The organism is Pseudoduganella lutea (genome assembly GCF_004209755.1).
Lineage (GTDB): Bacteria > Pseudomonadota > Gammaproteobacteria > Burkholderiales > Burkholderiaceae_D > Rugamonas > Rugamonas lutea.
The window spans coordinates 4,488,096-4,507,460 of sequence record NZ_CP035913.1; the positions used below are offsets into that span (position 1 = coordinate 4,488,096).

General features: G+C 64.8%; 20 protein-coding genes. 7 read left to right on the forward strand and 13 right to left on the reverse strand.

Annotation, left to right across the window (positions count from 1 at the left end):
* Positions 1-92: 92 nt before the first annotated feature.
* The 7 genes from flgF to flgL all read left to right on the forward strand — a co-directional run bounded on the left by flgF (position 93) and on the right by flgL (position 7,690).
* Positions 93-836 carry a flagellar basal-body rod protein FlgF gene (flgF, locus tag EWM63_RS19045; protein ID WP_130187944.1) on the forward strand — a complete coding sequence of 248 codons (744 nt, stop codon included), beginning with the start codon at positions 93-95 and terminating at the stop codon, positions 834-836.
* Between the two features lie 59 nt (positions 837-895).
* Complete coding sequence (gene flgG, locus EWM63_RS19050; RefSeq protein ID WP_130187945.1) at positions 896-1,678, forward strand: flagellar basal-body rod protein FlgG; 783 nt, start codon at positions 896-898, stop codon at positions 1,676-1,678.
* Between the two features lie 31 nt (positions 1,679-1,709).
* The gene (locus EWM63_RS19055) at positions 1,710-2,378 is read left to right on the forward strand and encodes a flagellar basal body L-ring protein FlgH (protein WP_130187946.1); all 669 of its coding nucleotides are present in this window, start codon (positions 1,710-1,712) and stop codon (positions 2,376-2,378) included.
* A gap of 15 nt (positions 2,379-2,393) precedes the next feature.
* Positions 2,394-3,500 carry a flagellar basal body P-ring protein FlgI gene (locus tag EWM63_RS19060; RefSeq protein WP_130187947.1) on the forward strand — a complete coding sequence of 369 codons (1,107 nt, stop codon included), beginning with the start codon at positions 2,394-2,396 and terminating at the stop codon, positions 3,498-3,500.
* 12 nt (positions 3,501-3,512) lie between these two features.
* On the forward strand, positions 3,513-4,439 hold the full coding sequence (gene flgJ / locus EWM63_RS19065; RefSeq protein WP_130187948.1) for a flagellar assembly peptidoglycan hydrolase FlgJ: 927 nt from the start codon (positions 3,513-3,515) through the stop codon (positions 4,437-4,439).
* Between the two features lie 108 nt (positions 4,440-4,547).
* On the forward strand, positions 4,548-6,440 hold the full coding sequence (flgK, locus tag EWM63_RS19070; RefSeq protein ID WP_130187949.1) for a flagellar hook-associated protein FlgK: 1,893 nt from the start codon (positions 4,548-4,550) through the stop codon (positions 6,438-6,440).
* Between the two features lie 11 nt (positions 6,441-6,451).
* Positions 6,452-7,690: a flagellar hook-associated protein FlgL gene (flgL, locus tag EWM63_RS19075; RefSeq protein WP_130187950.1), complete on the forward strand. Its 1,239-nt coding sequence runs from the start codon at positions 6,452-6,454 to the stop codon at positions 7,688-7,690.
* A 169-nt stretch (positions 7,691-7,859) separates the two neighbouring features.
* Here flgL and fliR read toward each other — a convergent pair whose 3' ends face one another.
* The 13 genes from fliR to fliF all read right to left on the reverse strand — a co-directional run bounded on the left by fliR (position 7,860) and on the right by fliF (position 19,252).
* Positions 7,860-8,684 carry a flagellar biosynthetic protein FliR gene (fliR, locus tag EWM63_RS19080; RefSeq protein WP_130187951.1) on the reverse strand — a complete coding sequence of 275 codons (825 nt, stop codon included), beginning with the start codon at positions 8,682-8,684 and terminating at the stop codon, positions 7,860-7,862.
* A 13-nt stretch (positions 8,685-8,697) separates the two neighbouring features.
* Positions 8,698-8,967, reverse strand: coding sequence for a flagellar biosynthesis protein FliQ (gene fliQ / locus EWM63_RS19085; RefSeq protein WP_130187952.1), 270 nt, complete (start codon positions 8,965-8,967; stop codon positions 8,698-8,700).
* Positions 8,968-8,988: 21 nt separating this feature from the next.
* Positions 8,989-9,747, reverse strand: a complete 759-nt coding sequence (gene fliP, locus EWM63_RS19090) for a flagellar type III secretion system pore protein FliP (RefSeq protein ID WP_130187953.1) — start codon at positions 9,745-9,747, stop codon at positions 8,989-8,991.
* Positions 9,737-10,378, reverse strand: a complete 642-nt coding sequence (gene fliO, locus EWM63_RS19095; protein WP_229487378.1) for a flagellar biosynthetic protein FliO — start codon at positions 10,376-10,378, stop codon at positions 9,737-9,739. The genes fliP and fliO overlap by 11 nt, the downstream gene beginning before the upstream one ends.
* Positions 10,375-10,791 (reverse strand): flagellar motor switch protein FliN, encoded by a 417-nt coding sequence (gene fliN / locus EWM63_RS19100; protein WP_130187954.1) that lies wholly within the window; start codon positions 10,789-10,791, stop codon positions 10,375-10,377. Before fliN ends, fliO begins: the two co-directional genes overlap by 4 nt.
* 19 nt (positions 10,792-10,810) lie before the next feature.
* On the reverse strand, positions 10,811-11,794 hold the full coding sequence (fliM, locus tag EWM63_RS19105; RefSeq protein WP_130187955.1) for a flagellar motor switch protein FliM: 984 nt from the start codon (positions 11,792-11,794) through the stop codon (positions 10,811-10,813).
* A 21-nt stretch (positions 11,795-11,815) separates the two neighbouring features.
* The gene (gene fliL / locus EWM63_RS19110) at positions 11,816-12,340 is read right to left on the reverse strand and encodes a flagellar basal body-associated protein FliL (protein ID WP_130187956.1); all 525 of its coding nucleotides are present in this window, start codon (positions 12,338-12,340) and stop codon (positions 11,816-11,818) included.
* 160 nt (positions 12,341-12,500) lie between these two features.
* Positions 12,501-13,697 carry a flagellar hook-length control protein FliK gene (locus tag EWM63_RS19115; protein ID WP_165390867.1) on the reverse strand — a complete coding sequence of 399 codons (1,197 nt, stop codon included), beginning with the start codon at positions 13,695-13,697 and terminating at the stop codon, positions 12,501-12,503.
* Positions 13,698-13,740: 43 nt separating this feature from the next.
* On the reverse strand, positions 13,741-14,181 hold the full coding sequence (gene fliJ / locus EWM63_RS19120) for a flagellar export protein FliJ (protein ID WP_130187958.1): 441 nt from the start codon (positions 14,179-14,181) through the stop codon (positions 13,741-13,743).
* Between the two features lie 34 nt (positions 14,182-14,215).
* Positions 14,216-15,625 carry a flagellar protein export ATPase FliI gene (fliI, locus tag EWM63_RS19125; RefSeq protein ID WP_130187959.1) on the reverse strand — a complete coding sequence of 470 codons (1,410 nt, stop codon included), beginning with the start codon at positions 15,623-15,625 and terminating at the stop codon, positions 14,216-14,218.
* Positions 15,625-16,413 carry a flagellar assembly protein FliH gene (locus EWM63_RS19130; protein WP_130187960.1) on the reverse strand — a complete coding sequence of 263 codons (789 nt, stop codon included), beginning with the start codon at positions 16,411-16,413 and terminating at the stop codon, positions 15,625-15,627. The genes fliI and EWM63_RS19130 overlap by 1 nt, the downstream gene beginning before the upstream one ends.
* Before the next feature lie 126 nt (positions 16,414-16,539).
* Positions 16,540-17,538, reverse strand: a complete 999-nt coding sequence (gene fliG, locus EWM63_RS19135) for a flagellar motor switch protein FliG (protein WP_130187961.1) — start codon at positions 17,536-17,538, stop codon at positions 16,540-16,542.
* Positions 17,531-19,252 (reverse strand): flagellar basal-body MS-ring/collar protein FliF, encoded by a 1,722-nt coding sequence (fliF, locus tag EWM63_RS19140; protein WP_130187962.1) that lies wholly within the window; start codon positions 19,250-19,252, stop codon positions 17,531-17,533. Before fliF ends, fliG begins: the two co-directional genes overlap by 8 nt.
* Between the last annotated feature and the right edge of the window lie 113 nt (positions 19,253-19,365).

Consider the following 19,365-nt stretch of genomic DNA (forward strand, 5'->3'; position numbering starts at 1 on the left):
CAAAACTGGGGACGTACCCCTGTTTTAAAGAAATTTCTTGGAAACCAGGGTACGTCCCCGGTTTTTCTCCGATGTAAGCGATAGGAGTACCCATGGACCGCCTGATCTACACGGCAATGACTGGCGCCAGGCACATCCTGGACCAGCAGGCCACCACGTCGAACAATCTCGCCAATGCCACCACGGTGGGCTTCCGGGCGCAGCTCGATGCCTTCCGCGCCGTGCCCGTCGTGTCCGAAGGCATGCCCACGCGTACATTCGTGGTCGACAACACGGTGGGCTCGGACTTTCGCGCCGGGCCGATGGAAACCACGGGACGGCCGATGGATGCGGCGATCCGCGGCGAAGGGTGGTTCACCGTGCAGTCGGCGGACGGTTCCGAAGCGTACACCCGCAACGGCAGCTTCAAGGTCAGCGAGAATGGCCTGCTGCAAACGTCGAATGGCCTGACCCTGCAGGGCGAGGGCGGCCCGATCGCCGTGCCGCCCAATACAGAAATCTCGATCGCCGCGGACGGCACCGTCAGCGGCATCGATGCAAGCCAGGTGCAGGCCGGGCCCAGCAACATCATCGGGCGCCTGAAGCTCGTCAATCCCCCCGTGGCCGGGCTGGTGCGCGGCGACGACGGCCTGTTCCGCCAGCAGTCGGGCGAGCCGGCCGCGGCCGATCAGGCCGTGCGCGTGGCCGATGGCTGCCTGGAGCTCAGCAACGTCAATCCGGTCGATGCGATGGTCAACATGATCACGCTGGCAAGGTCGTTCGAGACGCAAATGAGCCTCCTGAAGAACGCCGAGAATAACGCCGCGAAAGCCGCCCAGATCCTTGCTTTGAACTGATTCCCGCCATCGCATAATGCTTTCGTGGATGAAAGCCCTCCGGGGCAGGGAGAAAGCAGATGATACGTTCGCTCTGGATTGCCAAGACCGGCATGGAAGCGCAGCAAACGCAGATGGATACGGTGGCGAACAACCTCGCCAACGTGAGCACCAACGGGTTCAAGAAATCGCGGGCCGTTTTTGAGGATTTGCTGTACCAGAACGTGCGCCAGCCCGGCGCCAGTTCCTCGCAGCAGACGCAGCTGCCGTCCGGCCTGCAGCAGGGTACCGGTGTGCGCCCCGTCGCGATCGAGCGTATCCACACGCAGGGCAACCCGCAGGCCACCGGCAACGACAAGGACCTGATGATCAACGGCAACGGCTTCTTCACCGTACTGCTGCCCGATGGTACCACCGGCTACACGCGCGACGGTTCTTTCCAGCGCGACAGCAACGGCGCGATGGTCACCTCCAGCGGCTACGCGCTGCAACCGCCGATCACGATCCCCATCGATGCCGACGAGATCAACGTGGCCAAGGATGGCACCGTGACCGTGCAACTGCCGGGCCAGGCCGCGGCGCAGCAGATCGGCAACCTGCAGCTGGCCTCGTTCATCAACCCGACAGGCCTGGAATCCATCGGCGAAAACCTGTACCTGGAAACCGGTGCCTCCGGTGCGGCGCAGGCCAACGCGCCGGGCTCCAACGGCCTCGGGAACATCCTGCAGGGCTACGTGGAAGTGTCGAACGTCAACGTGGTCGAGGAAATGGTCAACATGATCCAGACGCAGCGCGCGTACGAAATCAACTCCAAGGCCATCACCACGTCGGACCAGATGCTGCAGCGCCTGTCGCAGCTCTGATCCCGCGTTGATGCAGCCGCAAGGATCCATCATGAAGTCTCCAGCATCCGTCATCGCCGCGCTTGCCACCATTGCCACCGCAATGCTGGCCGGCTGCGCCAGCGAGCCCACGTCGATCGTCGCCGGCCCCACGTCCGCGCGGCCGATCCCCACGCCGCCCATTACGCTGCCGGCCAACGGCGCGATCTACCAGGCGCAAACGTTCCGGCCCGTGTTCGAGGACCGCCGCGGCCGCATGGTGGGCGACATCATCAACGTCCTCATCACCGAGCGCACCACGGCCAACAAGAACGGCAGCAGCTCGGCCACCCGTACGGGCGGCGTGGGCATCGGCATTCCCGGCCCATTGCAGGGCCGCCTCGGCGCGCGGGTCGCCACGGAGACGGACAACAACTATGCCGACTCGGCCGCGCAGACGGCCAGCAATGCCTTCACCGGCACGCTGGGCGTGACGGTCGTGGAAGTGCTGCCGAACGGGAACCTCGTCGTCGCCGGCGAGAAGCAGGTCGCGATGGACAAGGGCACCGAGTTCATCCGCATTTCCGGCACGGTGAACCCGGACACGATTGGCGCCGGCAATTCGGTGCCGTCGACGGCGATCGCCGATGCGCGCGTCGAATACCGCACGAATACCCACCTGGACCGCGCCGAGCTGACGTCGATGGCGTCGCGATTCTTCCTGAGCCTGCTGCCGTTCTGATATGGGTGAGCGCACATGAAATCCCTCCTCACCGCCATCGCCCTCGGTTTCGCCATGCTGGCGCCGGCGGCGCAGGCCGAGCGCCTGAAAGACCTCGCCAGCATTGCCGGCGTGCGGGAAAACCAGCTGATGGGCTATGGCCTTGTCGTGGGCCTCGATGGCAGCGGCGACCAGACCACGCAGACCCCGTTCACGATCCAGAGCGTGGCATCGATGCTGCAGCAACTGGGCGTGACGCTGCCTTCGGGCTCGCAGCTGCAACTGCGCAACGTCGCGGCCGTGATGGTGACGACGTCGCTGCCCGCGTTCGCGCAGCCGGGCCAGCAGCTCGACGTGACCGTGTCGTCGCTGGGCAATGCGCGCAGCCTGCGCGGCGGCACACTCCTGATGACACCGCTGAAAGGCGCCGATGGCCAGATCTACGGCATGGCGCAAGGCAACCTGGTGGTGGGCGGCGTGGGCGCGCAAGCGCCGGGCGGCGGCGCATCGACCGTCGTCAACCACCTGTCGGTGGGCCGCATCAGCAATGGCGCCACGGTCGAGCGCGCGGTGCCGACGGCGCTGGGCGAGGGCGGCCAGATCCGCCTGGAATTGAAGAACGCCGATTTCGCCACCACCAGCCGGGTGGTCACGGCCATCAACAACCGCTTCGGCGCCGGCATTGCCTATGCGCTCGATGGCCGGGTGATCCGTGTGACGTCGCCGGCCGCTTCCGACCAGCGCGTGGCCTTCATCGGCCAGCTCGAAGAGCTCGACGTGCAACCGGCCACGCTGCCGGCCAAGGTGATCATGAATGCGCGCACCGGCTCGGTGGTGATGAACCAGTCCGTCACGCTGCAGGCCTGTGCCATTTCGCATGGCAACCTGCAGGTGTCGGTTGCGGCCGATACGCAGGTCAGCCAGCCCGGTCCATTGTCCGGCGGGCAGACTGCCGTCACGCAGCCGGGCAGCGTCGACATCCAGCAGGCGCCGGGCAAGGTGCTGCAGCTGCAGGCCGGCGCCCAGCTGGCCGACGTGGTGAAGGCATTGAACGCCATCGGCGCGTCGCCGCAAGACCTGCTGGCGATCCTGCAGGCGATGAAGGCATCCGGGGCGCTGCGCGCCGAACTCGAGATTATCTGACCGGGAGTCGCCATGATCCGCCAGACCAGCACACCGACCGACCTTTCCGCCAACCTTGCCTTGGACAACAAGGGCCTGTCGGAACTGCGCCAGGGCGCCAGGGCCGGTTCGCCCGAGGCGCTCAAGGGAGCGGCCACGCAGTTCGAAGCCATGTTCGTCAACATGATGTTGAAGAGCATGCGCGACGCCACGCCCCAGGAAGGCTTGCTGGACAATTCGCAGACGAAGATGTTCACCACGATGCTCGACCAGCAGACCAGCCAGAACATCGCCAAGAAAGGCGTGGGACTGGCCGACGTGCTGGTGCGGCAATTGTCGAAGACCGCCGGCCTGTCGGGCATGGAAGGGGAAACGGGCGTTCCGGAAGGCGGGTTCACGAAATCGATGCTCGACGCGGCAAAGCTGCAGCGCTCGATCGACGCGGCGGGCGGCAACAAAACCAGCGCGGCCGCCAGCACGGTGGCACCCAGTACGTCGCGCCATGCCCACGTGCGCGCGTTCGCCGACAAGCTGTCCGGCCACGCGGAAGAAGCCAGCCGCGCCACCGGCATCCCGGCCAAGTTCATGCTGGGCCAGGCGGCGCTGGAAAGCGGCTGGGGCAAGCGCGAGATCAAGGGCGCCGATGGCACCAGCAGCCACAACCTCTTCGGCATCAAGGCCGGCCGCGACTGGAAAGGCAAGACGGTGGACGTGGCCACCACCGAATATGTCAACGGCCAGCCGCAGCGCAAGATCGAACGCTTCCGCGCCTACGACAGCTATGCCGACAGCTTCAAGGATTACGCAAGGCTCATCACGGACAACCCGCGCTATGAAAAAGTGCTGGCCAGCGCCGGCGATGCGGCGGCGTTCGCCCGCAACCTGCAAAAGGCCGGCTATGCGACCGATCCCAACTACGCCACGAAGCTGGCCGCGGTCATCAACAAGACGCTCGTGTAAAGCATGAGCGGGCAGGTGCGCTGGCACGGCCGCGCACGTTAGCTTTGCGACAACTCAAGTTTCGCCTTGATTTGCCGTAAACTGGCCATTACTGGAAAAAGTCACAGCATGAGCAATCTACTCAGCATCGGCAGGACCGGCTTGCTGGCGGCGCAGACAGGCCTCGCCACCACCGGCCACAACATCACGAACTCGAGCGTGCCGGGCTACACGCGCCAGGGCATCGTGCAGTCGACGCTGCCGCCGCTGAGCCAGGGCGTGGGCTATGTGGGCACCGGCACCCAGGTGGCGCAGATCAAGCGCTACTACGACGATTTCCTGAACAAGCAGGTGATGACGGCGCAGTCGACCCAGGGGGCGTTCAATGCGCACCTCACGCAGATGACGCAGATCGACAACATGGTGTCGGACAGCGCGATCGGCCTGTCCCCGGCCATGCAGGATTTTTTCCGTGGCGTGCAGACGGCCAATTCCACGCCGTCGCTGCAATCGTCGCGCGCCTCCATGCTGTCGTCCGCCGAAAGCCTGGCGGCGCGCTTCCATGAAGTGTCCGGCCGCTTGCAGGAATTGCAGGAGGGCGTCAACACCAACATCACGAGCACGGTCAACGGCATCAATTCGTATGCGGCGCAGATTGCCAACCTGAACAACCAGATCGCCACGCTGACGACCGATCCGCTGAACCCGCCGAACGACCTGCTGGACCAGCGCGACCAGCTTGTGCGCGAGCTGAACCAGCAGGTGAAGATCACCGTGCTGCCCTCCGATAACAATATGCTGAACATCACGTTCGGCTCGGGGCAGCCGCTCGTCGTCGGCACCAGTTCCCTGGAAATGGCGGCCGTGCAATCGCCGACCGACCCGGGCCGCCTCGTCGTGTCGTATCCGGCAACGGGGCGCAGCACGATCGTTGCCGACGACACCTTTGCCGGCGGCGCGCTGGGCGGGCTGATGGATTTCCGCCGCGAATCGCTGGACCGCGTGCAAAACGAGATCGGCCAGATTGCCGCCGGCCTCACGCAGTCATTCAACGAGCAGCACCGGCTGGGCCAGGACCTGAATGGCGACCTGGGCGGCGACTTCTTCACGCCGCTGAAGGGCTATGTCGGCTACGATGCGCGCAACTCGCCGCTCTCCACGGCCGAGCTGGACGCGTCGATCACGGATGCCAGTGCGCTGACCGGGCTCGATTATGAGGTGAACTACGGCGGCACGCCCGCCAGCTATACCGTCACCCGCTCCGACGGCGCGGTGACGGCAATCGCCGACCCCACCGTGCCGCAGGAAATCGATGGCGTCACGTACACGTTCACCGGCGCGCCACAGGAAGGCGACCGCATCCAGGTGCGCCCCACGTACACGGCCGCGGCCAACTTCGACGTGGCCATCACGGATTACCGCAAGATCGCGCTGGCGGCGCCGGTCACGACGTCCGTGCCGACGACGAATTCCGGCAATGGCACGATCAGCCCCGGCGTCGTCGATGCCGCCTATATCGGCAATCCGCTGGCGGCGCCCGTAACGCTCACGTTCACGGGTGGCCAGATCACCGGCTTCCCGGATGGCAGCTCGGTCCCGTACGACGAGGGGGAGCCGCTCAGCTTTGGCGGCATCAATTTCTCGATCTCGGGCACGCCGGCCGAAGGCGACACGTTCACCATCGGCCCGAACACGAGCGGGGTCGGCGACAACCGCAATGGCGTGCTGCTGGCGGGATTGCAGACACGAAATATCCTGAACAATGGCACATCGACCTTCCAGGGCTCCTATGCGGGGACCGTCAACTTCGTCGGCAACAAGACGCGCGAATTGCAGGTGGGCGGCGCGGCCGCCAACACCACGGTCGACCAGGCGCTTGCCGCCCAGAAGAGCGTTTCCGGCGTCAACCTCGACGAAGAAGCGGCGGACCTGCTGCGTTACCAGCAAGCCTACCAGGCCGCCGGCAAGGTGATGCAGGTGGCCGGAACATTGTTCGACACGTTGCTGTCGATCGCACAGTAAGAGGCAGGAATATGGCAATTCGTATCAGCACCCAGATGATGTATGACCGTAATGTGTCGCTGCAGGCGAACCTGCAGGGCAATCTGCTGCGCACGCAGTTGCAACTGGCCCAGACCATGCGCGTGCTGACGCCGGCCGACGATCCGGTGGCATCGGCCCGTGCACTGGAAGTGTCGCAGTCCCAGGGAATGAACAAGCAGTTCGAGGTCAACCGCCAATATGCCGTGGCGTCGCTGACCCAGGTCGACTCGGTGATGGAGACGGTCAATGGCATCATGGACGAGATCCGCCAAGGGGTCTTGTCGGCTGGTAATCCTGGGCAGAGCCAGGCAGACCGCGAAACGGTCGCCAGGGCGCTCGAAGGGCAGCTGGCAGACTTGCTGGGCCAGGCCAATACGGCGGACGGCAGCGGGGGCTATCTGTTCTCCGGCTTCAAGACCAACACGCAACCGTTCGCGCTGACTGCCTCGGGCGCCACGTATTTCGGTGACCAGGGCGAGCGCGAACTGCAAGTGGGTTCCGGCCGGCAGATGGCGATCAGCGCCAACGGCTCCCAGATCTTCGAACAGAACCTGACCGGCAACGGCACGTTCCAGACGAAGGCGGACCCGGGCAACGCGGCCCGTGGCGGCACCGGCATCATTTCGCCGGGCACCGTCATCGACGCGGCCGCGCTCACCGGCGACAACTACACGATCAATTTCACCAAGGATGCCACGTCGGGCCTGGTGCAGTATTCAGTGACCAACACAACCGACGGTTCGGTCGCCGTGCCGCCCACCGACTTCAAGGCCGGCGAACCGATCACTTTCGATGGCATGTCGCTCGATATCGCCGGCGCGCCGGCGGACCAGGACGTGTTCACGATCGAACCCAGCACGAATCAATCCGTCTTCACGACGATCCGCGACGTGATCGCCGCCTTGCGCAATCCGGGTGTCGGACCCACCGCCAACTCGCAGCTGACGAATGCGTTGAATACAGCCAACCAGAACCTGCAGAATGCGGCGGATAACATGCTTTCCGTACGCACGACAGCCGGTGCACGCCTGAGAGAAATCGACGTCCTTGATGATTCAGGCTCGGCAATGGACATCCAGTACACCGCACAGATCACCGATCTCGTCGGTCTTGATGAAGCGGGACAGATCGCCGCCGCCTCGCTCTTCCAGCAGCAAATCGCCAGCCTGCAAGCCGCCCAGCAAACGTTCCGCGCCGTCACCCAGCTCTCGCTGTTCAGCTACATCTGATCCACTTAACCTGCGGAAAAACAGGGGACGTACCCCTGTTTCCAGGCAACTTTGCGACTGCCGCAGACGCCAGGGAGCTCGTTTCGCTGCATTTCCTCAAAACCAGGGTATGTCCCCAGTTTTGCCTCAAAACCAGGGTACGTCCCCAGTTTTTCGTCCCCAGTTTTTCTTAGCGGACAGCTCCCTGTGGTTTCGGGGCGATGTTGCCTTCGCCCTGCAACGCGCGGGGGATCATCTGCGCTTTCTCCGCGCCCTGGCCCAGCAGGTTGACGAGCGGGTGGGCGAGGTAGGGCAGGGCGATCATCAGCACGATGAAGCCCACGCCCAGTGTGATCGGGAAGCCGATGCCGAACAGGTTCAGCTGCGGGGCGGCGCGGGTCAGTACGCCGAGCGCGACGTTGGCGATCAGCAGGGCGGCAACGAGCGGCAGCGACAGTTGCAGGCCGGCCGAGAAGATCTTCGCGCCCCACAGCGCCAGCTCCCAGAAGCCGCCGCCATGGAACATGCGGCCCGAGATCGGCAATGTGAAGAAGCTTTCCGCCAGCGCTTCGAGCAGCCACAGGTGCACGTTCGCGACCAGCAGCATCAATGTGGCGATCCAGGTCAGGAACTGCGAGATCGCCGACGAGCGCCCCTGCGACATGGGGTCGAAGAAACTGGCGAAGCCCAGGCCCATCGTCAGGCTGCTGATCTCGCCGGCCATCTCGACGGCGGCGAACACGAGCCGCATTGCAAACCCCATCATGACGCCGGTGATCATTTCCTTCGCCAGGATCAGCATGCCTTCCCACGACGCGGGATCCGTGGCGGGAACTGCCGGCACCAGCGGCGCGATGGCGATCGCGACCACGACACCGAAGCCCACGCGGGCGGTGCGCGGCACGCGGGCATTGCCGAACACGGGCGATGCGGCGATCAGCCCGAGGATCCGCGACAGCGGCCAGATGAAGCCGGCGATCCACGTGTTCAGGTCCGCGATGGTCAGCAGCTGCATGGGTGGCGCGATGTCAGGTGACGAGGCCCGGGATATTGCCGAAGATTTCGCGCATGTAGTCCGTCATCACGCTGATCATCCACGGCCCCGCCACCACGAGCGCGACGAACACGCCCACGAGCTTGGGGATGAACGACAGCGTCGATTCGTTGATCTGCGTGGCGGCCTGGAAGATCGAGACGACGAGGCCGATGCCGAGCGCCACCAGCAGCAGCGGCGCGGCGACCATCAGCGTCACTTCCATCGCGTGGCGGCCCATCGTCATCACGGTTTCGGGAGTCATGATTCTTGTCCTGTAAAGACGCTAGTAGAAACTCTGGGACAGTGAGCCCAGCAGCAATTGCCAGCCGTCGACCAGCACGAACAGCATCATCTTGAACGGCAGCGAGATCACCGCCGGCGACATCATCATCATCCCCATCGACATCAGTACCGATGCGACCACCATGTCGATGATCAGGAAGGGAATGAAGATGGCGAAGCCGATCTGGAACGCCGTCTTCAGTTCGCTCGTGATGAAGGCCGGCACGAGGATCCGCATCGGCACGTCTTCCGGCCCCTGCAGCGCCGGGCTGCGCGAGATCTTCACGAACAGCGCCAGGTCGGCCTGGCGGGTCTGCTTCAGCATGAACGTTTTCAAAGGCGCCGAGCCGCGCTCGATCGCCTGCTGCATCGTGATCTGGTTCGCCTGCAGCGGCTGGTACGCTTCCGTGTAGATGCGGTCGAACGTGGGCCCCATCACGAAGAACGTGAGGAACAGCGCCAGGCCCACCATCACCTGGTTCGGCGGCGCCGACTGCGTGCCCATCGCCTGGCGCAGCAGCGACAGCACGATCACGATCCGGGTAAAGCCCGTCATCATCAGCAGCACGGCGGGCAGGAACGTCAGCGCCGTCATCAGGATCAGCGTCTGCAGCGTCAGCCCGTACTGGACCCCGCCGCCGGGTGCCGGCGAGCTGGTGAACGCGGGAATCGTGGGCTCCGCGGCGGCCAGCAGGGGAAGGAAAATGGTCAGCGCGAATGCCGCTGCATGTCCGAGCTTACTTGCGGGCTTACTTGCCATTGCGCTTCTCGATGGTTTGCTTGAACCATTCCGAGAAATTGGTGCCGGGCAGGGCGTGCTGCCCGGCGGTGGCGCCGGGCTCCGCTTCCTGCCGCGGCATCGTGGCCAGCGCGTTCATGCGACCTGGCGAGGCGCCGACGACGATCCACTGGTCGCCCACCTCGACGACGAGAATGCGCTCGCGCGTGCCCACCGATAGTGCGCCGACCAGCTTGACGGTACTGCCGCCAGAGACGTTGCGCGGCCCGAAGCGCTTGAGCGCCCATGCCAGACCGACCAGCAGCGCCAGCACGAGGCCCAGCGCGACCACGGTCTGCAGCAGGCTGCCGACGGCCGAGGGCGGCGCGGGCAGTGCCGCCGGCGTTGCCGTGCGCGCGCCGGCCAGCGCGGCCTGCTGTTCGGGCGTGGCGACCGGCGGCGCCACGGGGCCGGGGGCGGGCGCCTGCTCTGCGGGCACGACCGTGGCCGGTTCGCCGGCCTTTACGGGCGCGACAGTACGATCGGTGGGATTGGTGATGACGGGCGCAGTCGCCGTGGCAGGCGCTTGCGCAGCCCCGGGCGCTTGTGCGGACGCGATGGTGCCGGCGAGCATGCCGCCCGCCAGCAGTGCGGAAACCAGGACACGATTCATTTATTCAGTTTTCGGATGCGTTCGGAAGGCGTGATGATGTCGGTCAGGCGAATACCGAACTTGTCGTTCACCACCACCACCTCGCCCTGCGCGATCAGGCAGCCGTTCACCAGCACGTCCATCGGCTCGCCGGCCAGGCCGTCCAGTTCCACCACCGAGCCCTGCGCCAGTTGCAGCAGGTTCTTGATGGCGATCTTCGTGCGGCCCAGTTCCACCGTCAGCTGGACCGGGATATCGAGGATGAAGTCGATGTCGTTGTGGGTCTCGGTCTTCGTGGCCCCCTTCGAGAAATCCTTGAACACGGCAGCGGTGGCAGCCTCCTTCTGCAATGCCTCCGCTTCGGCCTTGGCCTGTTCGGCAATCGCCGCGCCCCAATCGTCGTCGAGGCTTTGATCGTCCTGGTTGTCCGCCATGATGTGCTCCTGAACCTTACTATTTGCTTAGATTATCGCTATTAGCCAGCAACCGCTCCACCTTCAGCGCGTACTGCCCGTTCAGCACGCCGTACGTGCAATCGAGCACCGGCACGCCATCGACCGTGGCCTCGATCGTTTCCGGGATATTCAGCGGGATCACGTCGCCCACGCGGAAGTTCAGGATATCGTCGAAACTCACTTTCGCGGTGCCCAGCCGCGCCACCAGTTCCACCTCGGCGATCTGGATCTGCTGCGTCATCAGGCGGATCCAGCGCTTGTCCACTTCCAGCGCCTCGCCCTGCAGCGACGACGTCAGCGCATCACGGATCGGCTCGATCATCGAATACGGCATGCAGAAGTGGATCTGGCCGGATACCGAACCCAGCTCGACCGTGAACGTGGACGCCACCACCACCTCGTTCGGCGTGGCGATGTTGGCGAACTGCGTGTTCATCTCCGAACGGATATATTCGAACTCGACCGGGAAGACCGGTTCCCACGACTTCGTGTACGCCTCGAACACGATATCGAGGATGCGCAGGATGATGCGCTGTTCCGTGGCCGTGAAATCGCGGCCTTCCACGCGCGTGTGGAAACGGCCGTCGCCGCCGAACAGGTTGTCGACCAGCAGGAACACAAGGCCCGGGTCGAACACCATCAGCGCGGTACCGCGCAGCGGCTTCATGTGCACCAGGTTCAGGTTCGTCGGCACCACCAGGTTGCGGATGAACTCGCTGTATTTCGACACGCGCACCGACCCCACCGATACCTCGGCGCTGCGGCGCAGGAAGTTGAACAGCCCAACGCGCAGCAGGCGGGCGAAGCGCTCGTTGATGATCTCGAGCGTCGGCATCCGGCCGCGCACGATGCGTTCCTGCGTGGCCAAGTTATAGGTCCTGACCCCCGCGACTTCTTCCGGCGCCGCAACGTCGTCCTGGTCGCCGTTGACGCCCTTCAGCAGGGCATCGACTTCTTCCTGGGAGAGAAAATTATCCGCCATGGTTGCGTTGGATGCTGGTGTCTATTGGATAATAAACGAGGTAAACAATACTTCCGACACTTCCTGCTCGTCGCCGTGATCCTGGAACGGTTCGTTCACCTGCTTCATGATCTCTTCCGCGAGAGCGGTCTTGCCTTCCGGCGTATTGATTTCCGACGCCTTCTTCGACGACAGCAGCAGCAGGATGCGGCTGCGCACCTTCGGCATATTGTTCTTGATGGCGTCCGACTGCTCGGCATCGGGCACCTGCAGCGTGAAGGCCAGTTGCAGGTACTGCTCGCCTTCCTCGGGGTTCAGGTTCACCGTAAACGGTTCGACCGGCACGTAGACCGGCGGGCCTTCGTCCTGCTTTTTCTTTTTCTTCTTCTTGGGCTTGGCGGTTTCTTCCTCGTGCTCCGCTTCGGCGGCATCGCCCCCCTTCATGAGGAAGAATGCGGCCGCGCCGCCGCCGCCCAGCACGAGCACCAGCACGGCGATGAGAATGATGACCAGTTTCTTGCTGCCGCCACCGGCGGGCGCCGCTTCTGCCTTCGGGTCAGCTTTCATGTGTTGTTCCGCTTTCGACTCTGCTTGTCATGCATGCTCCTGCAATGCACGGTGGATACTTATCGCCATTATGGCATTATCGGCAGAGACGGCGCGTCGGGATACGCGGAACAGCGGGCAAGAAACCCGCCAGCTCTGCAGTATGGGGAACGCGCCGGAATCAGGCGAAGGTGTCGACGGCGCCCAGCACCGTGCGGCGAATGACCGGCTGGGCTTCCTCGGCGGCATCCGCATCGCCGCCGTCGCCATAACGGCCGCCGCCCCGGCTGCCGCGGGCCTGTTCGGCAAATGCCTGCTGCTGTTCCTGCGAACCCGCGGACACGCTGGCGTCGCCCAGCGTAATGCCGGCCTCGCTCATCATCTCGCGCAACTTCGGCAACGCGTTTTCGATTGCCTGCCGGGTTTCCGGCTGGTGCGCCGTGAAGGTGGCGGTCGCCGAATCGTTCGATACGCTCAGCACCACCTGCAGCGGGCCGAGATCCGGCGGATTGAGCGTCAGCGAGGCGCTCTGGTCGCCGCCGGCCACCATCCACACCACTTTCTGGCCCAGCTGCTGCTCCCAGGCATTCGAACCCACGCGTGCCTGCAACTGGTTCGCGGCCACCGCATTGGCGGCCTGCACGGAGGCCGCCATGGCTTGCGCGGCAGGCGGCACCGGCTGGGCAACCGGCGCGGCATCCGCCAGGTTCGCAGCCAGTTGCGCATCGAACGCTTCGGTTTTCGCGTCGGTGGAAAGGCCACCGCCGGTCTTGAGGAGCCGGTCTTCCCCGGCATCCTGCAGGGCGGACGTGCCGCCTGCCTGGGCCTTGCCGGCCCGTGCGTCCGCGGCAAGGTCGGCCAGTGTTGCCTTGCTGGCCTTGTCCGTTTGCAGTGCCGCCAGCGCGGCGGCATCCGTATCCAGCGGGGTTTCCGGCAATTCGGCCTTGGCTTCCACCTTGGTCGCCAGCTGGCCATAGGCGGCCAGCATCGCCAGCATGCCGGCCGCCGGGTCCGCAGCGGGCACCGTGTCGGTCGCGGCTGTGTCCGTGGCGTCGTCCGCGGCCGCCTTGGCATCCCCGGCTGGCGCTGCCTCGGCGGACACGGGCTTGCCATCGCTGGCGGCCGCGTTGGCGGACGCTTCGGCACGCTCGGCCTGGCTCGCGCCCTGTGCCTGCTGGACCGGTTTTGCCGCCTGGGTAGTCCTGGATTGCCGCGCATGCGCCTGCGCGGGCGAAGGCTGTTGCTCCGGCGCGGCGCACACGGGCTGGCGGTCGATCTCGAGCGCCAGCGCGTTCTGGAAATCATTGCTGGGCAGCGACGCGCTTTTCGATGGCTGGGGCTTGTTGGGCTGCTGGCTTTGAATGGATTGGGTCTGCATGAGGCCGCCTGTGGGTATTGCCGGAAGTAGAGGTGTTTGAAAATCAACGCCGGAAGAATGCCTGGCGCGAAGCGTGCTCATCCATGGCCTTCTGGTCGCGCTTGGCTTCAACCTTTTGCTGCTTGGCTTCTTCACGGTCGCGCAGCGTGGAATACGACACGCGCTTGCGTTCGGCCGCCTGCCACGTGGCCTTTTCCAGCTCGCCGCGCTTCCTGGTCTGGCGCAGCACTTCTTCCTGGCCGTGGATGGCGGTGTCGAGCTTTTCCATGAAAGCCTGGAAGTTACGGTAAGCCATCGGCGTAATGCCCGCCTGCTGGTTCGCCAGGAACTTGCGGCTGTACTCGTCCCGATAGCCGACCAGCATGTTCAGCTTGTCTTCCGCGTCGGTGACGGCCTTCAGGGCGGCGCCCAGGCGCTTGGCCGCCTCGTCCGTCTCCGTGCGGGCCATGTCGATCAGGGTTTCTAGTTGGGATGTCGAGGCCATGATGGAAAATTATACGGAGCGCCGGCGTCATCAATCAGTCGAACAGCGTGGCCAATTGCTCCAAGCTCTCGGACATGTCCACGCGTTCCGTGATCTTTTGTTGCAGGAAATGCTCGATGCGGTCGTGCAGCTTGATGGCTTCGTCGATCTTCGGGTCCGTGCCTGGCGTGTAGGCGCCCACGGCGATCAGGTCGCGGCTGCGCTCGTAGATGGAAAACAGCTGCTTCAGGCGGCGTGCCTTGGTCTGGTGATCGTGCGACGTGATCGAGTGCATCGCCCGGCTGATGGATTGCTCGATGTCGATGGCGGGATAATGGCCCGCTTCGGCAAGGCGCCGGTTCAGCACGATGTGGCCATCCAGGATCGCACGCGCCGAGTCGGCGATCGGATCCTGCTGGTCGTCGCCTTCCGTCAGCACCGTGTAGAACGCGGTGATCGAGCCGCCGCCCAGTTCGCCGTTGCCGGCCCGCTCCACGAGCACCGGCAGCTTGGCGAACACGGAAGGCGGATAGCCCTTGGTGGCCGGCGGTTCGCCGATCGCCAGCGCGATCTCGCGCTGGGCCATCGCATAGCGCGTCAGCGAATCCATGATCAGCAGCACGTCCTTGCCCTTGTCGCGGAAATGCTCGGCAATGGCGGTGGAATAGGCGGCCCCCTGCATGCGCATCAGCGGCGGCGTATCGGCCGGCGCCGCCACGACGACGGAGCGCGCCAGGCCTTCCTCGCCCAGGATGTGTTCGATGAATTCCTTGACCTCGCGGCCCCGTTCGCCGATCAGCCCGACGACGATGACATCGGCCTCCGTGTAGCGCGCCATCATGCCGAGCAGCACCGACTTGCCGACACCGGAACCGGCAAACAGGCCCATGCGCTGGCCGCGGCCCACGGTCAGCATGCCGTTAATACAGCGCACCCCCACGTTCAGCGTTTCAACGATGGGCGCGCGGCCCAGCGGGTTGGCGGGGCGCACGTTGATGGGCGCCGACTCGGTGCAGTTGATCGGACCCAGCCCATCGAGTGGCCGGCCGGCGGCATCGACCACGCGGCCCAGCAGTTCCGGGCCCGCCGGCAACTGCCGCGCCCGGTCGCTGGTGCGGCGGCGGCGGTGCGTGACGCTGCCCGGCTTGGGGATCGTCGGCTCGATCGGGAACACGCGGGTACCCGGCACAATGCCTTCCACGTCGCTTTGCGGCATCAGGAACAGCCGGTCGCCTTCGAAGCCCACCACCTCGGCCTCCACCTTGCCGCCCGCCGGCAGCGGCACCGTGCAGGCGGCGCCCACGGCGAGGCGCAGGCCCACGGCTTCCATCACCAGGCCGGCCACGCGCGTGACCCGGCCGGACACGACCATCGGTTCCACGAAATCGAGCAGCGTGCCGCAATCGTTCAGGTAGGAACGCCAGCGGTTGGCGTGCTCCTCCGGGCCCTGGACCTGGGTATCCATTACTCGCCCTCCAGCCAGTCGAGGTTCTTGCCGACGGCGTGCGCCAGCCGCGTCCAGCGCGCCTGCACCTGTGCATCGATCTGGTTGCTCGGCGTATCGATCCGGCAGCCGCCCCGTTCAATCGACATGTCATCGCTGACGATCCAGCCGCCCTTGTCCAGTTCCTCGCCCATCGCGCCGCGGATGATCGCCGCGTCGTCCGGATGGAGGAACAGCACGGCGGGTTTCTGCATCGTGGGCAGGTAGGCGATCGCATCTTGCACGATCGGCACGATGAACTCGGGTTTTACCGGCAGCGCCTGCTTGAGCATATTGCGCGCGAGGTGCAGCGCCAGATCGAGCACGTCGTTGGCGATCAGCTGGTCGGCGCCGCGCAGCGCTTCCGAGAAATTGTTGGCGAGATCGGCCAGCGGGGCGAGCGCCGCCTTCAACGCTTCCTCGCCTTCGCGGATCGCCTCGTCCTCGCCGGCCCGGTGGCCCTGCGCATAGCCATCCTCGTAGCCCTGCTGGCGCGCCTCTTCGCGGATCGCCGCCAGTTCTTCCTCGCTCGGGCCGGCCGGCATCATGGGCGGGGGCGGGGCGTTCAGTTCGCGTTCATACTCGGCCTGGCGCGCGCGCGCCTCGGCGGCCTGCTGCTGTGCCGCCTGCGAATTTGCCTGCTCGGCGCGGGTACGGGTCTCCGCTTCTTCCTTCTCGCGCGCCGCCACCGTGCTGGGGCGCAGATCGCCGAACGACTTCAATTCCCAGCGCTGGAATGCGGGTTGTGCATCTTTCGGAAAAGTAGCCAAGCGATTACCTCTTCAACAACTTTAATAACAACATTTCCTGGAAACAGGGGTCAGACCCTGGTTTTAAGGAAATCAACGAACAAGAAGTTTCCTGGAAACAGGGGTCTGACCCCTGTTTTAAGGCAATTAAACGAACGAATCCTCGCCCTTGCCACCCAGGACGATCTGCCCTTCGTCGGCCAGTCGCCGCACGATCTGCAGGATGCCCTTTTGCTGCGTTTCCACTTCCGACAACCGCACCGGCCCCTTCGATTCCAGGTCTTCGCGCATCATCTCGCTGGCGCGCGCCGACATGTTCTTGAAGATCTTCTCGCGCAATTCCTGCGAGGCGCCCTTCAGCGCGATGATCAGCATTTCCGACTGCACTTCGCGCAGCAGCAGCTGGATGCCGCGGTCGTCGATGTCGATCAGGTTGTCGAACACGAACATTTCGTCCATGATCTTCTGCGCCATGTCGTTGTCGTAGTTCTTGATGTTCTCCATGACGGAGTTTTCCTGCTCGCCGCTCATGAAGTTCAGGATCTCGGCCGCGGTGCGCACGCCGCCCAGGGTGGACTTCTTGATGTTCTCGTTGCCCGAGAGCAGCTTGGTCAGCACGTCGTTCAGCTCGCGCAGGGCGGCCGGCTGTACGCCGTCCAGCGTGGCGATCCGCAGCACCGCGTCATTGCGCAAGCGGTCTGTAAAGTGTCCCAGAATTTCGCAAGCCTGGTCGCGCTCCAGGTGCACGAGGATGGTGGCGATGATCTGCGGGTGCTCGTTCCTGATCAGTTCGGCAACGGATTGCGAATCCATCCACTTCAGGCTTTCGATGCCCGAAGCATCCTTGCCACCCAGGATGCGCGACAGCAGTACGGACGCCTTGTCGTCGCCCAGCGCCTTGGTGAGCACCTGGCGGATGTACTCGTCGGAATCGAGGCCCACCGTGGAGGCGGCGGCCACCTCGTCGCGAAAGCCGTCCAGCACGTCGACCACCTGCTCGTGCGGCACGTTCTTCATCGTCGCCATCGCCGCGCCCAGCTTCAGCACTTCGCGCGGCCCCAGGAACTTCATCACTTCCGCGGCTTCGGCTTCACCCATCGCCAGCATCAGGATCGCTGCCTTTTGCAGCCCGGTATTTTCAGTCATTGTTGCCTATCCATGCCTTGATCACGTTGGCGACGATCCGTGGGTCTTCGTTGGCCAGTTTCTTGGCCAGCGCCAGGTTGTCGCGGTAAGTCCGCGCCGTGCTTTCTTCGAGCGCAGCCATTTCCTGCGCGCGGATTTCTTCTTCCGTCGGGCCGGCCGGTTCCTCGATGATTTCTTCCTCGGGTTCGGGCTCGGGTGCGTTGATCTCGTCGATCTTCTTGAACACGGGCCGCATCATCGGGCGCACCACGCGCAGCAGGATGTACAGCAGGATCAGGGCCACGATCGCGAACTTGGCGATCTCGGCGGCCAGCGGCAGGTTGGCCGGGTCGCGCCACCAGTCAAGCACGGGCGCGGCCGGCGCATCGATGCCGTCGAACGGCACGTTGGCCACGCTGACGGAGTCGCCGCGGTCCTGGTTGAAGCCCATCGCTTCGCGCACGAGGCTGTTGATCTTCGCCATTTCCTCGGCGCTCAAGGGGCGCACCGTCACCTTGCCGGTCGCATCCACGATGCGGCGGTAGTTGACCACCACGCCCACCGTCATGCGCTTCAGGCCGGCGATGGCTTTCTGCTCGTAGCGCACGGTCTTGTCGACTTCGTAGTTGGTCGTCGATTCCTTGTGGCCGGGCAGGGTGCCTGGCGTACCGGCGCCAGGGGGCACGGTGCCCGGCGGCACCGCTTCAGCTGGCGGCTCGGTCGCCAGCGGCGCGGTCGCAGTGCCGGGTGGCTGGTTCGACAGCGCACCGGGCACGCCATTCGGATTGGCGTTCGGGGTGCCCGTGGTTTCGCTGCTCTGCTGGCTGCGGATCGCCGAGGGCGCCGGCTGCGAATTGGGCTTGTACGATTCGGCGGCCTGCTCGACGGCGGAAAAGTCCACGTCGGCCACCGCTTCGGCGCGCACGTTCTGGTCGCCGACGATGGGTTTGACGATGTTCTCGACCTGCTTGATGATCTGGTTCTGCAGCTCCTGCACGTATTTCAGCTGGGTCGCGTCCAGGCTCTTGATGCCGGTCTTGCTGTCCTTGTTCTGGTTCGACAGCAGGTTGCCCTGCTGGTCGACGACAGTGACGTTGGCCGGCGCCAGGTCCGGCACGCTGGAGGCCACCAGGTGCACGATGGCGCTGACCTGGCCGGGATCGATCGAGCGGTTCGGATGCAGCGTGAGCACGACGGACGCGGTGGGGTGCTGCTGCTCGCGCACGAACACGGAGGGCTTCGGCATGGCCAGGTGCACGCGGGCGGCCTGCACGCTGCCCAGCGATTCGACGGACTTGGCCAGTTCGCCTTCCAGCGCGCGCTGGTAATTGACCTGCTCGAGGAACTGCGAGATCCCCAGCTTCTGGTTCTCCATCAGTTCAAAGCCCACGTTGCCGCCCTTCGGCAGGCCTTGGGAAGCGAGGCGCAGGCGGGTGGCGGCCACCTGGTCCTCGGGGATCAGGATCGCGTTGCCGCCTTCGCTGAACTTGTAGGGCACCTGCATCTGGTCCAGCGCGGCCGTGATGGCGCCACCGTCGCGGTCCGAGTAATTGGCGAACAGCACGCGGTATTCGGGCTGGCTTTGCCACAGCCACACCATGACGATCACCGCGATCACGGCGGCCACGGCGCCGCCGCGGATGAGGTTCTTGCCCAGCGGCGTCTTGTAGAACGGTGGACGCGCGTCGCCGGCGGCGTTGGCGTCGAGGTCGAGTGGTTCGGCGGCTGCGGCCATGGGTGGATTCCGGAACGTTGATTGAGCGGCCTGACACAGCGGGCCTGATGCGCATTATCGGTTCGCGGCCGGTCATTCGATCCCCGGAAAAGAAGCCGGTTTCCCGGCCTGCT

Bases quoted from the DNA above. Each gene is read 5' to 3' on its own strand.
- fliN (WP_130187954.1), bottom strand. From the start codon at position 10,791: ATGGCGGACAACCAGGACGATCAAAGCCTCGACGACGATTGGGGCGCG.
- fliI (WP_130187959.1), bottom strand. From the start codon at position 15,625: ATGGATACCCAGGTCCAGGGCCCGGAGGAGCACGCCAACCGCTGGCGT.
- flgL (WP_130187950.1), top strand. From the start codon at position 6,452: ATGGCAATTCGTATCAGCACCCAGATGATGTATGACCGTAATGTGTCG.
- EWM63_RS19115 (WP_165390867.1), bottom strand. From the start codon at position 13,697: ATGCAGACCCAATCCATTCAAAGCCAGCAGCCCAACAAGCCCCAGCCA.
- EWM63_RS19055 (WP_130187946.1), top strand. From the start codon at position 1,710: ATGAAGTCTCCAGCATCCGTCATCGCCGCGCTTGCCACCATTGCCACC.
- flgJ (WP_130187948.1), top strand. From the start codon at position 3,513: ATGATCCGCCAGACCAGCACACCGACCGACCTTTCCGCCAACCTTGCC.
- flgF (WP_130187944.1), top strand. From the start codon at position 93: ATGGACCGCCTGATCTACACGGCAATGACTGGCGCCAGGCACATCCTG.
- fliF (WP_130187962.1), bottom strand. From the start codon at position 19,252: ATGGCCGCAGCCGCCGAACCACTCGACCTCGACGCCAACGCCGCCGGC.
- fliL (WP_130187956.1), bottom strand. From the start codon at position 12,340: ATGAAAGCTGACCCGAAGGCAGAAGCGGCGCCCGCCGGTGGCGGCAGC.
- flgK (WP_130187949.1), top strand. From the start codon at position 4,548: ATGAGCAATCTACTCAGCATCGGCAGGACCGGCTTGCTGGCGGCGCAG.
- flgG (WP_130187945.1), top strand. From the start codon at position 896: ATGATACGTTCGCTCTGGATTGCCAAGACCGGCATGGAAGCGCAGCAA.
- EWM63_RS19060 (WP_130187947.1), top strand. From the start codon at position 2,394: ATGAAATCCCTCCTCACCGCCATCGCCCTCGGTTTCGCCATGCTGGCG.
- fliR (WP_130187951.1), bottom strand. From the start codon at position 8,684: ATGCAGCTGCTGACCATCGCGGACCTGAACACGTGGATCGCCGGCTTC.
- fliP (WP_130187953.1), bottom strand. From the start codon at position 9,747: ATGGCAAGTAAGCCCGCAAGTAAGCTCGGACATGCAGCGGCATTCGCG.
- fliM (WP_130187955.1), bottom strand. From the start codon at position 11,794: ATGGCGGATAATTTTCTCTCCCAGGAAGAAGTCGATGCCCTGCTGAAG.
- fliQ (WP_130187952.1), bottom strand. From the start codon at position 8,967: ATGACTCCCGAAACCGTGATGACGATGGGCCGCCACGCGATGGAAGTG.
- fliO (WP_229487378.1), bottom strand. From the start codon at position 10,378: ATGAATCGTGTCCTGGTTTCCGCACTGCTGGCGGGCGGCATGCTCGCC.
- fliG (WP_130187961.1), bottom strand. From the start codon at position 17,538: ATGACTGAAAATACCGGGCTGCAAAAGGCAGCGATCCTGATGCTGGCG.
- fliJ (WP_130187958.1), bottom strand. From the start codon at position 14,181: ATGGCCTCGACATCCCAACTAGAAACCCTGATCGACATGGCCCGCACG.